The 13,150-nt window shown below is 59.8% G+C and carries 12 protein-coding genes; 5 read left to right on the forward strand and 7 right to left on the reverse strand.

The features are described from left to right. Nucleotides 1-62: 62 nt before the first annotated feature. The 3 genes from FN633_RS07600 to bioA form a co-directional block, all read right to left on the reverse strand. A complete protein-coding gene (locus FN633_RS07600) occupies nt 63-1,346 on the reverse strand; it encodes a putative acyl-CoA thioester hydrolase (RefSeq protein ID WP_154057298.1) in 1,284 nt (427 codons plus the stop codon). A 111-nt stretch (nt 1,347-1,457) separates the two neighbouring features. Next, complete coding sequence (locus tag FN633_RS07605) at nt 1,458-1,934, reverse strand: kinase inhibitor (protein WP_144813411.1); 477 nt, start codon at nt 1,932-1,934, stop codon at nt 1,458-1,460. Between the two features lie 52 nt (nt 1,935-1,986). Continuing rightward, a complete protein-coding gene (gene bioA / locus FN633_RS07610; protein ID WP_425049186.1) occupies nt 1,987-3,276 on the reverse strand; it encodes an adenosylmethionine--8-amino-7-oxononanoate transaminase in 1,290 nt (429 codons plus the stop codon). Nucleotides 3,277-3,361: 85 nt separating this feature from the next. Between bioA and bioB the strand changes: the two genes are divergently transcribed. Genes bioB through bioD form a run of 4 tightly spaced genes read left to right on the forward strand, consistent with a single transcriptional unit; the run spans nt 3,362 to nt 7,010 of the window. Continuing rightward, nucleotides 3,362-4,402 carry a biotin synthase BioB gene (gene bioB, locus FN633_RS07615; protein ID WP_042392229.1) on the forward strand — a complete coding sequence of 347 codons (1,041 nt, stop codon included), beginning with the start codon at nt 3,362-3,364 and terminating at the stop codon, nt 4,400-4,402. After that, on the forward strand, nt 4,399-5,556 hold the full coding sequence (gene bioF / locus FN633_RS07620) for an 8-amino-7-oxononanoate synthase (RefSeq protein WP_154057299.1): 1,158 nt from the start codon (nt 4,399-4,401) through the stop codon (nt 5,554-5,556). The genes bioB and bioF overlap by 4 nt, the downstream gene beginning before the upstream one ends. Continuing rightward, a complete protein-coding gene (bioC, locus tag FN633_RS07625) occupies nt 5,540-6,295 on the forward strand; it encodes a malonyl-ACP O-methyltransferase BioC (RefSeq protein WP_154057300.1) in 756 nt (251 codons plus the stop codon). Before bioF ends, bioC begins: the two co-directional genes overlap by 17 nt. After that, nucleotides 6,288-7,010 (forward strand): dethiobiotin synthase, encoded by a 723-nt coding sequence (bioD, locus tag FN633_RS07630; RefSeq protein ID WP_154057301.1) that lies wholly within the window; start codon nt 6,288-6,290, stop codon nt 7,008-7,010. The genes bioC and bioD overlap by 8 nt, the downstream gene beginning before the upstream one ends. On the opposite strand, the gene FN633_RS07635 is transcribed toward bioD, so the two are convergent. Then, nucleotides 6,952-7,674: an ABC transporter ATP-binding protein gene (locus tag FN633_RS07635; RefSeq protein ID WP_154057302.1), complete on the reverse strand. Its 723-nt coding sequence runs from the start codon at nt 7,672-7,674 to the stop codon at nt 6,952-6,954. The two genes, bioD and FN633_RS07635, sit on opposite strands and share 59 nt — an antisense overlap. A 712-nt stretch (nt 7,675-8,386) precedes the next feature. Between FN633_RS07635 and uvrB the strand changes: the two genes are divergently transcribed. Then, nucleotides 8,387-10,408, forward strand: coding sequence for an excinuclease ABC subunit UvrB (gene uvrB / locus FN633_RS07640; protein ID WP_154057303.1), 2,022 nt, complete (start codon nt 8,387-8,389; stop codon nt 10,406-10,408). Here the strand turns inward: uvrB and pmrB are convergent. The 3 genes from pmrB to FN633_RS07655 form a co-directional block, all read right to left on the reverse strand. Further along, entirely contained in the window at nt 10,392-11,495 is a 1,104-nt protein-coding gene (pmrB, locus tag FN633_RS07645; RefSeq protein ID WP_154057304.1) for a two-component system sensor histidine kinase PmrB, read from the reverse strand. The genes uvrB and pmrB overlap by 17 nt on opposite strands. 4 nt (nt 11,496-11,499) lie before the next feature. Further along, nucleotides 11,500-12,171 (reverse strand): two-component system response regulator PmrA, encoded by a 672-nt coding sequence (gene pmrA / locus FN633_RS07650; RefSeq protein ID WP_154057305.1) that lies wholly within the window; start codon nt 12,169-12,171, stop codon nt 11,500-11,502. A gap of 3 nt (nt 12,172-12,174) precedes the next feature. Next, nucleotides 12,175-13,150, reverse strand: a 976-nt coding sequence (locus tag FN633_RS07655) for a sulfatase-like hydrolase/transferase (RefSeq protein WP_154058856.1), incomplete at its 5' end; no start/stop codon positions are given.

A 13,150-nucleotide genomic window follows, 5' to 3' on the forward strand; every position in this document is an offset into this window, starting at 1 on the left:
GGATGACGCTATTGCGCGTTGGTAGGCCCGGCAAGCGTTGCGCCGCCGGGCGTTAAGGCGGGTTACTGCTTCGGTGCGTCGACGACCTGGCTGCCTACGCCGCGGTTGTTGAACTCCCACATGCGGTTAAAGCTGGCGTCGTTAAGGTCACGCGTGACGTTGCCTTTATCGTCCACCGCGCCGGTGTTGCCGGAGAACGGACGTTTAGACACGGCGGCATCGCCCCAGGGTTTAGCCATGTTGAAGCCTTCGTTGATTACGCTGTCGCGGATCACTACCTGGCCGTTGGTCGCCTGATCGACGTCCATCGAGCGGCCGAGCTGGGCTACGCCGTCACCGGCCGCAGTAAAGCGGCTGTTGGTCGCCAGGAAGCCGTAGAAGATATTGGAGAGCGTTGCCGGAGCGAAGACGTAGGCTTCCTGCTGGGTGCGGGAGTTCACCACGCGGAAATCGGTGTTATCAAATACCACCGCGCCACGGCCAGCAACGATATCCACATCGCCCTCAACGTAGCTGTTGGTGACCAGGGTACGGGTCTGGCGATCGTTACGCAGAGTGTTATCCACGCCGCTGTTGGTCACGAAGAAGGTATTCTGGCGACCCAGAATGTTGACGTTGTTGATCTGGACCTTATCGCCATCACTGCGCAGGGCTACAGCCTGGTGATTACCCGCGTCAACGCTGTCGCCAAGGTTGTTTTCGATGGTCAGGTTCTGCAGTTGCAGACCGTTATTCTGCGACCAGAAGACCGCTGAACACATCACGCCTACGCTGGCGCTGCCTTTACGCTGGCAGGCGTCAAACATATACCACGCAGGTTTACCCGGCATATATTTCCCGCCTGGGTTCACCAGACGACGCCAGCTGTTACCGTCAATTTCGGAATCCACGGCCAGGCCAATCTTCACCTCGGCGGCTTTGTCGCCCGTACCGTAAATCGTCAGACTGCCCGGCGCGGCCGGAACAAATACGGTGCCTTCATACTCACCCGGCAGAACAGCAATGTACTGGCGATCGCTGGTGTGCTTGTTGATGGCTGCATCAACCGCCGCCTGGATAGAGGTGTGCGTCACGCCCGCCGTGCCCGCCGGACCGACAACAAAGGTCGGCTGTGCAGGCAGACGAATAGCGGACGGGCTCCACGGGGCCGCGTTCTGATCCATCGATGAGAAGTAGTGAGCAGGGACAAAATTCTGCGCTTCGTTAGCGGACAGCACCGGACGCGCTGCGTTACCGGGGGCGGCCTGCGTGGAAGGACGCTGATCCGGCGGCGTTGAGCTGCAGGCAGTCAGCGTCACGCCAAAAGCCAGGGCCAGCGTCAGACGGGAAACCGAAAATGTGTTCAAGAGGTACTCCAGACGTAATAGTTAAATAAGTTGCTATCAAGCCTGCTTTTTTATACTAAGTTGGGCGAAACGGGAAGCCGATTGTGTGAATCGGCTTCAATATCGTGTTGATTAGCTATAGAGGGCGGTGATCGATGCACGATCGAGAGAGTGGAAGTGGATATTAAACCCAACCATTGCGCCGCTGGCATCTGCATCGACGTCCAGCTTCTCCACGTCCAGGGCATGAACGGTGAAGATGTAGCGATGGGTTCTACCCTTCGGCGGTGCCGCGCCGCCGTACCCGGCCTTACCATAGTCGGTACGGGTCTCCAGCGCACCCTCGGGCAGAGGAACCAGCGACGAGCCGGAACCCTGCGGCAGCACGCGGGTATCAGCGGGCAGGTTCACCACCACCCAGTGCCACCAGCCGGAGCCGGTAGGCGCATCGGGATCGTAGCAGGTGACGGCAAAGCTCTTGCAGCCCGGCGGTACCTCGTCCCAGGCCAGATGCGGCGAAATATTGTCGCCCTCGTAGCCCATACCATTAAAAACATGGCGATTATGTAGCTTTTCGCCCTCGCGAATATCCTGGCTGATAAGTCTCATCGTTGCTCCTCTGTGAGTGGTCAACCCTAAGGCTAGAATAGCCCGTGCATTCTCAAGGCGCAAAATGTGCGGGATGGGCCACCGCCGCCAGCACCGCGTCCGTCAGCTTACTGAGCTGTTCCGACGAGATGACGTAGGGCGGCATCAGGTAGATCAGCTTGCCAAAGGGGCGGATCCAGACGCCCTGTTCGACAAAGAAGCGCTGCAGGGCGGCCATGTTCACCGGCCGGTGGGTTTCGATGACGCCGATAGCCCCCAGCACCCGCACGTCGGCCACCGTCTCTGCGGCTCTCGCCGGTGCCAGCTCGCGTTTCAGTTGCGCCTCAATGGCAGCAACCTGCACCTGCCACTCGCCGCGCTCCAGCAGCTCAAGGCTGGCGTTCGCTACCGCGCAGGCCAGCGGATTACCCATAAAGGTCGGGCCGTGCATAAAGCAGCCTGCTTCGCCGTTGCTGATGGTTTCAGCTACCTCGCGGGTGGTGAGCGTCGCTGACAGGGTCATCGTCCCGCCGGTCAGCGCCTTGCCGAGGCAAAGAATGTCCGGGGTAATGTCCGCATGCTCGCAGGCAAACAGTTTACCGGTGCGGCCAAAGCCGGTGGCGATCTCATCGGCAATCAACAGGATCCCCTCCCGGTCGCACATTCGGCGGATGCGCTTAAGCACCTCCGGATGGTAGAGGCGCATCCCGCCCGCGCCCTGCACAATCGGCTCCAGAATAACGGCGGCAATCTCATGGCGATGGGCGGCCATCAGGCGGGCAAAGCCCACGATGTCCCGCTCGTCCCATTCGCCGTCGAAGCGGCTCTCCGGCGCGGGGGCAAAGAGGTTGTCCGGCAGGTAGCCCGCCCACAGGCTGTGCATGGAGTTATCCGGATCGCACGCCGACATCGCGCCAAAGGTATCGCCATGATAGCCCCGGCGGAAGGTCAGGAAGCGACGGCGCGGCTCTCCCTTCGCCTGCCAGTATTGCAGGGCCATCTTCATCGAGACCTCTACCGCTACCGAGCCGGAATCGGCCAGGAAGACGCACTCCAGCGCCTCAGGGGTCATGGCCACCAGCTTGCGGCAGAGCGCAACCGCCGGCGCATGGGTAATGCCGCCAAACATCACGTGCGACATCGCATCGATCTGCGTTTTCATCGCCGCGTTGAGGTGCGGATGGTTATAGCCGTGGATAGCCGCCCACCATGAGGACATGCCGTCAACCAGCTGCTCGCCGGAAGCAAGCTGAAGCTCGCAGCCCTGCGCAGACTGCACCGGATAGACCGGCAGCGGGGAGGTCATGGAGGTATAGGGGTGCCAGATATGGCGGCGGTCAAAGGCGAGATCGTCCTGGGTCATAATCGACTTGTAAACCAAATTAAAAAGATTTAGGTTTACGATCATAACCCAAACATGAACTCATTTCACCTTTTGGAGAAGCCCCATGGCTCACCACGCACGTTGGACACTGTCGCAAGTTACCGAGCTGTTTGAAAAACCGCTGCTCGACCTGCTGTTTGAAGCGCAGACCATTCATCGTCAGCACTTCGACCCTCGCCAGGTTCAGGTCAGCACCCTGCTATCGATCAAAACCGGGGCCTGCCCGGAAGATTGCAAATACTGTCCGCAAAGCTCGCGCTACAAAACTGGGCTGGAGACGGAGCGCCTGATGGAGGTGGAGCAGGTGCTGGACTCGGCCCGCAAGGCTAAAAATGCCGGATCGACCCGCTTCTGCATGGGGGCGGCGTGGAAGAACCCGCACGAGCGCGATATGCCCTATCTGGAGCAGATGGTGCAGGGCGTAAAAGCGATGGGCCTGGAGGCCTGCATGACCCTCGGCACCCTTGATGAAACCCAGGCCCAGCGGCTGGCGTCGGCGGGGCTGGACTACTACAACCACAACCTCGACACCTCTCCGGAGTTCTACGGCAACATCATCACCACCCGTACCTATCAGGAGCGTCTCGACACCCTCGATAAGGTACGCGACGCGGGCATTAAGGTCTGCTCTGGGGGCATCGTTGGACTGGGCGAAACGGTCAAGGATCGCGCGGGCCTGCTGCTCCAGCTGGCAAACCTGCCAACGCCGCCGGAGAGCGTGCCGATCAACATGCTGGTGAAGGTGAAGGGCACCCCGCTGGCGGATAACGACGACGTCGACGCCTTCGATTTTATCCGCACCATCGCAGTGGCGCGAATTATGATGCCGACATCGTTCGTGCGCCTCTCCGCCGGACGCGAGCAGATGAACGAGCAGACCCAGGCGATGTGCTTTATGGCGGGTGCCAACTCTATCTTCTACGGCTGCAAGCTGCTCACCACCCCGAACCCGGAAGAGGACAAAGACGTCCAGCTGTTCCGCAAGCTTGGGCTGAACCCGCAGCAGACCGACGTGATGAATGGCGATAACGAGCAGCAGCAGCACCTGGAGCAGCAGATCTTTAACGCCGACACCGACCAGTTTTACAACGCGGCGGCGCTATGAGCTGGCAGCAGCGCATCGATACTGCGTTAGCGACCCGGCATGCCGCCGACGCCCTGCGTACGCGCCAGGTGGTCGAGCAGGGCGCGGGGCGCTGGCTGACCCTGGGCAACAGCCGCTACTGCAACTTCTCCAGCAATGACTATCTCGGCTTAAGCCAGCATCCGGCTATCGTGCGTGCCTGGCAACAGGGGGCTGAGCAGTACGGCGTGGGCAGCGGTGGCTCCGGACACGTCAGCGGCTATACCCGGGCGCACCATGCGCTGGAGAGCGAGCTGGCCGACTGGCTAGGCTACCCTCGGGCGCTGCTGTTTATCTCCGGTTTTGCCGCCAACCAGGCGGTGATTGCCGCCCTGACCGGTAAAGAGGATCGCATCGTGGCGGATAAGCTCAGCCACGCCTCGCTGCTGGAGGCCGCCAGCTTTAGTCCGTCTCAGCTGCGGCGCTTTGCCCATAATGATGTCGGCCAGCTCGCTGCGCTGCTGGATAAACCCTGCAACGGCCAGCAACTGGTGGTGACCGAAGGCGTCTTCAGCATGGACGGCGACAGCGCGCCGCTGGTCGCCATTGCGGAGCAGGCACGCGGTGCCGGAGCCTGGCTGCTGGTGGATGATGCCCACGGCGTTGCCGTCACCGGTCACCAGGGGCGCGGCAGCTGTCAGCAGCAGGATGTGAAACCCGAGCTGCTGGTGGTGACCTTTGGCAAAGGCTTCGGCGTCAGCGGCGCGGCGGTGCTGTGCAGCGAGGCGGTTGCCACCTACTTCGAGCAATTTGCTCGTCATCTGATCTACAGCACCTCTATGCCTCCCGCCCAGGCCGTGGCCCTCAGCGCCGCGCTGAGCGTGATCCGGGGAGAGGAGGGCGACCACCGTCGGGCGGCGCTTGCGGCGCTCATTCAGCGTTTTCGCCGCGGTGCAGTTGAGTTGCCGGTGCGCATCACCGATTCCCAAAGCGCCATCCAGCCGCTGATCGTTGGCGATAACAGCCGGGCGCTGAGCCTGGCGGAGCAATTGCGACAAAAAGGGTGCTGGGTGACGGCTATTCGTCCTCCCACTGTCCCCGCAGGTACGGCGCGTCTGCGCCTGACCCTGACGGCGGCCCATCAGCCGGAGGATATCGATCGTCTGCTGGAGGTCCTGTATGAGCCTGGTGAATAAGCGCGCGGTGGCGGCGGCCTTTGGCCGGGCGGCGCAGAGCTACGACAGCCATGCTCAGCTGCAACGCCAGAGCGCGGATCTGCTGCTGGCGAAGCTGGGTGAACGCCGTCCAGCGAGCGTGCTGGACGCGGGCTGCGGGCCGGGCAGCATGAGCCGCTACTGGCAGGATGCGGGGGCGGAAGTGACCGCCCTCGATCTCTCCTTGCCGATGCTCAGACAGGCGCAAAGTCAGCAGGCCGCCCGGCACTATGTTGCGGCAGATATTGAGGCGCTGCCTCTGGCCGACGCCCGGTTCGATCTCGCCTGGAGCAACCTTGCGGTGCAGTGGTGCAACGATCTCGGCCAGGCGCTGGGGGAGATGCATCGCGTCGTGCGCCCTGGCGGGGCGGTGGCCTTTACCACCCTGGCGGGCGGATCGCTGCCGGAGCTGCACCAGGCTTGGGGGGCGGTAGACAGCCGCCCCCACGCAAACCGATTTTTAGCCGACGAGACGCTGGCGGAAACCGTTAGCGCCTGGCGTGGTCGGTGGGGCGTGGAGCACATCACGCTGGACTTTGACGACGCCCTGGCGGCCATGCGCTCGCTGAAGGGCATCGGCGCGACGCACCTGCATGCAGGCAGACATAACACGCCCCTGACCCGCGGCCAGCTTCAGCGTTTGCAGCTGGCGTGGCCACAGCAGCAGGGCAGATGCCTGCTGACCTATTCACTTTTTTGGGGAGTTATTGAACGTGACTGAACGTTACTTTGTTACCGGCACGGATACCGAGGTCGGTAAAACGGTCGCCAGCTGTGCGCTGTTGCAGGCCGCCGCCCAGGCGGGATGGCAGACCGCAGGCTATAAACCGGTCGCCTCCGGCAGTGAGATGACCCCAGAGGGGCTGCGTAACAGCGATGCGCTGGCGCTAAAGCACAACAGTACCCTGGCCCTGCGCTACGAGGCCGTGAACCCGTACACCTTTGCTGAGCCCACCTCGCCGCATATCGTCAGCGCCGCCCTCGGACAGCCTATTGAGGCCGAAACGCTCTCGGCAGGGCTGCGCACGCTGGAGGCGCAAGCGGAGTGGGTGCTGGTGGAGGGAGCAGGAGGCTGGTTTACGCCGCTCTCGGAGACCCTGACCTTTGCCGACTGGGCTACCCAGGAGCAGTTGCCGGTAATTTTAGTGGTGGGCGTTAAGCTTGGCTGCATCAACCATGCGGTACTGACCGCCCTGGCGGTGCAGCAGGCGGGACTGCGGCTGGCGGGCTGGGTCGCTAATGACGTGGTACCGCCGGGAAACCGCCACGCTGAGTATCTGGCAACGCTTAAACGCATGCTGCCCGCCCCCTTCCTCGGGGAGATCCCGTGGCTGGAGAACGCCACGCCGGAGAGTAACATCGGCCACTGGCTCGATCTCAGTGCGTTAGGTTCGGCGTCATCCACTGAGAAAGCAGCGGATCGTCCAGCTGCGTAACGCTTCCCTGGGCCACGTTGCGTCCCTGATGCAGGAGATAGAAGCGGTCGGCGACGCGGCGCACAAAGGTCAGATGCTGCTCCGCCAGCAGGATAGTCATGCCAAACTCCTGGTTCAGGCGCACCAGCAGGTTACCCAGCTTATGGATAAAGGCCTGGCCCAGCCCTCGGGTCGGCTCATCCAGGATCAACAGGCGCGGGCGGGTCACCAGCGCCCGAGCCAGCGCCAGCTGATGCTGGTTATCTTCTGACAGTCCGGCGCTCTTAACCTGGCGCAGGGCATACAGCTCGGGAAAGAGATCGTAGATATCCCGCGTCACCGCGCTGCCAGGCTCGCCTACCGCCAGCCAGGCAATGTGTAAATTCTCCTCCACCGTGAGTTGGGAAAAGATCCGCCTCTCCTGCGGTACGCACGCGATGCCCATCGCCGGGCGATCCTCCATTTTTACCTGCAACAGGTTGAGCGGGGCCGCCCCGGCATCCTGCCAGGTCATGCTGCCGCTCTCCACGGGCAGATTACCAGAGATGCAGTTGACCAGCGTGGTTTTCCCCATCCCCGGCAGCCCCATTACGCAGGTGCAGGTGCCAGGGATAAGATCAAGATCGACATTCCATAGCGTATGGCGATCGCCGTAATAGTGATTCACTGCACGTAAGCTCAACATCGGTTCATCTCCAGGACCTCGTCTGTAAACGATATGTTGCAAAAGCCTTGCCAGAAGCGTGATATGCTCTGTTTTTCGGAGCAGGATGACGAAAAAACGCTAAATTCCTCTTTTCCGCCGGTTTGCCTGATTGCATCTGCACGTTATTAGTGCTAGACCCGGGCGGATCTGATTTTTGCTGGTGCAGTCGCATCGGAATGCGCCAAAAAAAGGTGGGAAAATTTTTTTACCTGCGTACCGTTTCGCAAAATGCGATTTTCGCTGAGTCGCAGAGGGTACGGGCTGGCGACAGTTATCCACTATTCCTGTGGATAACCTTGTGCATTAGAGTTAGAAAACACGTGCAAAGCGAGAGAACACGCGGCTTAGGCATGAATTGATGCGAAACGCGGCTTTTTCTATAACTAATATAAAATCAACAGGTTAAATAAAAGCAATGCGTGTAAGAAAAGTGTCACCCACTGACACAAAACTTTCACTACCCGACTTGACAAATGTTAAATCGCAAAAAGTTCTGGGGATAAGATATTTTTTTTAGTTTTTAATTCTGTGCCAGGGGCAAATTTTCCTTATGGCACTTGAAATTGCCTTATGTAACACAGATATTCCCATCTGCCACTGGGTTTTCATCCAGTATAATTTATTGGCAAAATCCGCCGTCGCGAGTAAAATTACTCACCTGCCCGCTCATTCCTTCATCAGGTAGCCATTCATGAGTAAACCATTCAAACTGAATTCCGCTTTTCGTCCCTCTGGCGATCAGCCAGAAGCCATTCGCCGCCTGAAAGAGGGGCTGGAGGACGGACTGGCGCACCAGACCCTGCTCGGGGTAACCGGTTCAGGGAAGACGTTTACCGTTGCCAACGTGATCGCCGATCTACAGCGGCCGACGATGGTACTTGCGCCGAATAAAACCCTGGCGGCCCAGCTGTATGGCGAGATGAAGGAGTTTTTCCCGGACAACGCCGTGGAGTACTTCGTCTCCTACTACGACTACTACCAGCCCGAAGCCTACGTGCCGAGCTCCGATACCTTTATCGAAAAGGATGCCTCGGTGAACGAGCATATCGAGCAGATGCGTCTCTCGGCAACCAAAGCGCTGCTGGAGCGCCGTGACGTCGTAGTGGTCGCCTCGGTATCGGCCATCTACGGCCTCGGCGACCCCGATCTCTACCTCAAGATGATGCTGCACCTGACCATCGGCATGATCATCAATCAGCGCGATATTCTGCGCCGCCTGTCGGAGTTGCAATATACGCGTAACGATCAGGCCTTCCAGCGCGGCACCTTCCGCGTGCGCGGCGAGGTGATTGATATCTTCCCGGCGGAGTCGGACGACGTGGCGCTGCGCGTTGAGCTATTTGACGAGGAGGTTGAGCGCCTGTCGCTGTTCGATCCGTTAACCGGCCATGTTGAATCCACTATTCAGCGCTACACCGTCTACCCGAAAACCCACTACGTTACCCCGCGCGAGCGTATCGTGCAGGCGATGGAAGATATCAAGGTTGAGCTGGCGGACCGGCGCAAGACGCTGCTGGCCAACAACAAGCTGCTGGAAGAGCAGCGTATTACCCAGCGCACCCAGTTCGATCTGGAGATGATGAACGAGCTGGGCTACTGCTCGGGCATCGAGAACTACTCCCGCTACCTCTCCGGGCGCGGGCCGGGCGAAGCGCCGCCGACGCTGTTTGACTACCTGCCTGCCGACGGCCTGCTGGTGATTGACGAGTCCCACGTGACTATTCCGCAGATTGGCGGCATGTACCGCGGCGACCGGGCGCGTAAAGAGACGCTGGTGGAGTATGGTTTCCGCCTGCCGTCGGCGCTGGACAACCGTCCGATGAAATTTGAAGAGTTCGAGGGGTTAGCCCCACAGACCATCTACGTCTCGGCGACGCCGGGCAACTACGAGCTGGAGAAATCCGGGGAAGAGATTGTCGATCAGGTGGTGCGTCCTACCGGCCTGCTTGACCCGATTATCGAAGTGCGCCCGGTGGGCACGCAGGTGGACGATCTGCTGTCGGAGATCCGCAAGCGTGTCGCCATTAACGAGCGCGTGCTGGTCACCACGCTGACCAAACGCATGGCCGAGGATCTTACCGAGTATCTGGAAGAGCACGGCGAGAAGGTGCGCTACCTGCACTCGGATATCGATACCGTTGAGCGTATGGAGATCATCCGCGACCTGCGTCTGGGCGAGTTCAACGTGCTGGTGGGCATCAACCTGCTGCGAGAGGGGCTGGATATGCCGGAGGTGTCGCTGGTGGCGATCCTTGACGCCGATAAAGAGGGCTTCCTGCGCTCGGAGCGCTCGCTGATCCAGACCATTGGCCGTGCGGCGCGTAACGTCAACGGCAAGGCTATCCTCTACGGAGATAAGATCACGCCGTCGATGGCGAGGGCCATCAGTGAAACCGAGCGGCGTCGGGCGAAGCAGCAGGAGTACAATGAAGAGCACGGCATTACGCCGCAGGGCCTGAATAAGAAGGTGGTCGATATTCTGGCGCTGGGCGAGAACATTGCCAAGACCAAAGCCAAAGGACGCGGTAAATCCCGTTCGCCGGTGGTGGTGGACGAGTCCGAGCTGGCGCTGACGCCGAAGGCGCTGCAACAGAAGATCCACGAGCTGGAGGCGCAGATGCTACAGCACGCCCAGAACCTGGAGTTTGAAGAGGCGGCGCAGCTGCGCGATCGCCTCCATCAGCTTCGCGATCTCTTTATTGCGGCGTCGTAACCGCTGGAAATCGCACCCAGGCCCGTACGCCGGGCTTGGACGTGCGGTTATGCAGGTAGAACTGCGCATCGTGCAGCTGGGCGATGCGGCTGACGATGCTTAGCCCTAGCCCAATGCCGCCGTAGCGGCTGTCCATCCGCACAAAGGCTTTGCTGAGTTCTTTACTTTTCGCCTCGTCCACGCCGGGGCCTTCATCCTCCACCGCCAGTACCGGGGCAGGGGTCTGCTCAAGCTTGAGGGTTATTACGCTCCTCTCCGGGCTGTAGCGGTGCGCGTTCTCTACCAGGTTCCTGAGCAGCACCCGCAGCTGTACGGCATCCCCGCGCACCGCCACGTCCTCCTGACCCTCGGGCAGCGCCAGCGTCTGCTGGCGGGTGCTCAGCATCGTCTGTAGCTCATCCTGAAGAGGCAGCATAACGTCGCGGATCAGCATCACCTGCTGGTAGCTACCCGCCGAGAACGACTGTGCCATGCGCGCCAGCTGCAGCAGCTGGGAGACGCTCTCCGTCATCTGGTCAATACGTAAGATCAGGCGGCTAACGTCAACGGAGGGGTGGCTTTTTGCCAGCAGCTCCAGGTGCAGACGCAGCCCTGCCAGCGGGGTGCGCAGCTCGTGGGCCACGTCGGCAGTGAAGAGCCGCTCGCGGTCAAGCGTTAGGTTCAGGCGCGCTACCAGCTGGTTAATGGCCGAACTGACCGCCTCCACCTCTGCCGATGGATTATTGAGCACAATCGGCTGCAGGTTATCAGGGGTACGGATCTCCAGCTCCCGCTGGAGATCGCGCAGCGGACGGGTGATCAGCTTCACCGCCTGCATGCAGAGTAGCAGCGCCATGCCGATAATAAACAGGCTGGGTAGCAGCAGGCTGGCAACCGCCTCATGCACTTCATGTTCAATATGCGAATGGTTATTGTGCTTGTAGACCGCACTCTCTACTAAAAGCTGGATCTGCTCCTTACTCTCATGCCATAGCCAGAAGACGCTGATGACCTGAAAGAATACCAGGATAGAGCCAATGGTGAGCAGCAGACGTCCGTGCAGGGTCCAGTGGGCAGGGGATAGCCTCTTTTTTATCTTCTCTGGCATAGGGTCAGGTTGCCTGCTCCGTTTTAATCAGCTGATAGCCAAAACCACGCACCGTGCGGATGCGATCTTTACCAATCTTATCCCGCAGGTTATGGATATGCACCTCAAGGGTGTTGGTCGCTGGCTCATTATCCCAGTTGTAGATGTCATTATAGAGAATCTCCCGATGTACCGGGCAGCCCGCCTTGAGCATCAGGCGTGACAGCAGGGCATACTCTTTTGGCGTCAAATCCATTGACTGCCCGCCCAGCCACACCTGGCGGGTATTAACGTTCAGGCGCAGATCGTCAACGACAACTTCACTGTCGCCCTGGTTGTTATGGCGACGCAGCAGCGCCCGGATGCGGGCGTTAAGCTCCTCCAGCGCAAAAGGCTTAATTAGATAGTCATCTGCGCCAGCGTCCAGCCCGGAGATGCGATCTTCCACCGTATCGCGGGCGGTCAGGATCAGCACCGGCAGAGAGACCTTCTCCCGCCGCAGCCGCTGCAACAGATGCAGGCCATCTTCATCCGGCAACCCGAGGTCGAGCACAACCAGGCTATAGTGCCCAGACGCCAGGCTGAGCATCGCCTCCCGGCCAGTGCTCACGCCGTCGCAGGCGTAGCCCTCTGACTGCATGGCCAACATCAGCCCCTGCAACAGCAACGCATCATCCTCTACGATTAATATTTTCATTCACTATGACTCCCTGCACGCGGCCAAAATATCATCGGCTGGCTGGTAAACATGGGTCTGCACGCCCGTGATGCCCAGCATGGTTGAAAATAGATTGTCCTGCGAAAAAGCCTCGCTGGCAGCACGTTTTTGCAGGCATGCCTCACTCACCCGGTAGCGCTGCTGGAAATCGGGCGATAGCCAGATCAGCATCGGCACGTGTTTCTGTGACTCCGGCGCAATGGCATAAGGCAGGCCATGCAGATAGACGCCGTTTTCGCCTAAGGACTCGCCATGATCGGAAAGATAAACCAGGCTAGTGGTAAATTTATCCTGCTGCGACTGCAATAATTTTATCGCTTTATCGACGACATAATCGACATACAGTACCGTATTATCATAGGTATTCTTTAGCTGCTCTTGCGAGCAGGTTTGAATTTCATTGGTATCGCAGGTCGGGGTGAATTTCCTGAACTGTGGCGGATAGCGTTCGTAATAGGTCGGACCGTGGCTGCCAATGGTATGCAGGACGATCAGCCCGTCGCCTTGTAGCTTATCGATGTACTGCGCCAGACCGTGGAACAGAATATCGTCCCGGCACTCGCCGGCGGTGCAGTCATCCACCAGGTTCAGGGCCGTGACGTCCTGATGGGGAACCCGATCGCAGGCCCCTTTACAGCCGCCGTCGTTCTCGTTCCACAGCACCTGAATACCCGCGCGCTGGATAATATCTAACAACCCTTCCCGGTGGTGAGCGAGCTGCTCATCGTAGTTTTTGCGCGCCATCCCGGAGAACATGCAGGGAACGGAGACCGCCGTTACCGTGCCGCAGGAGCTGGTCTGGGGGAAGTAGACCACGTTATCCTGCTTCAGCCGGGGGTTGGTGTCGCGCCCGTAGCCGGAGAGGGAAAAATCCTCTGCCCGTGAGGTTTCGCCCACCACCAGAATAGTTAAATTCTTCTTCGTGCCCTGATGCATCTGCGGCACGAGGGTGGCGTCT

This window comes from Pseudescherichia vulneris (assembly GCF_902164725.1).
In the GTDB taxonomy this organism is placed as follows: Bacteria; Pseudomonadota; Gammaproteobacteria; order Enterobacterales; family Enterobacteriaceae; genus Pseudescherichia; species Pseudescherichia vulneris.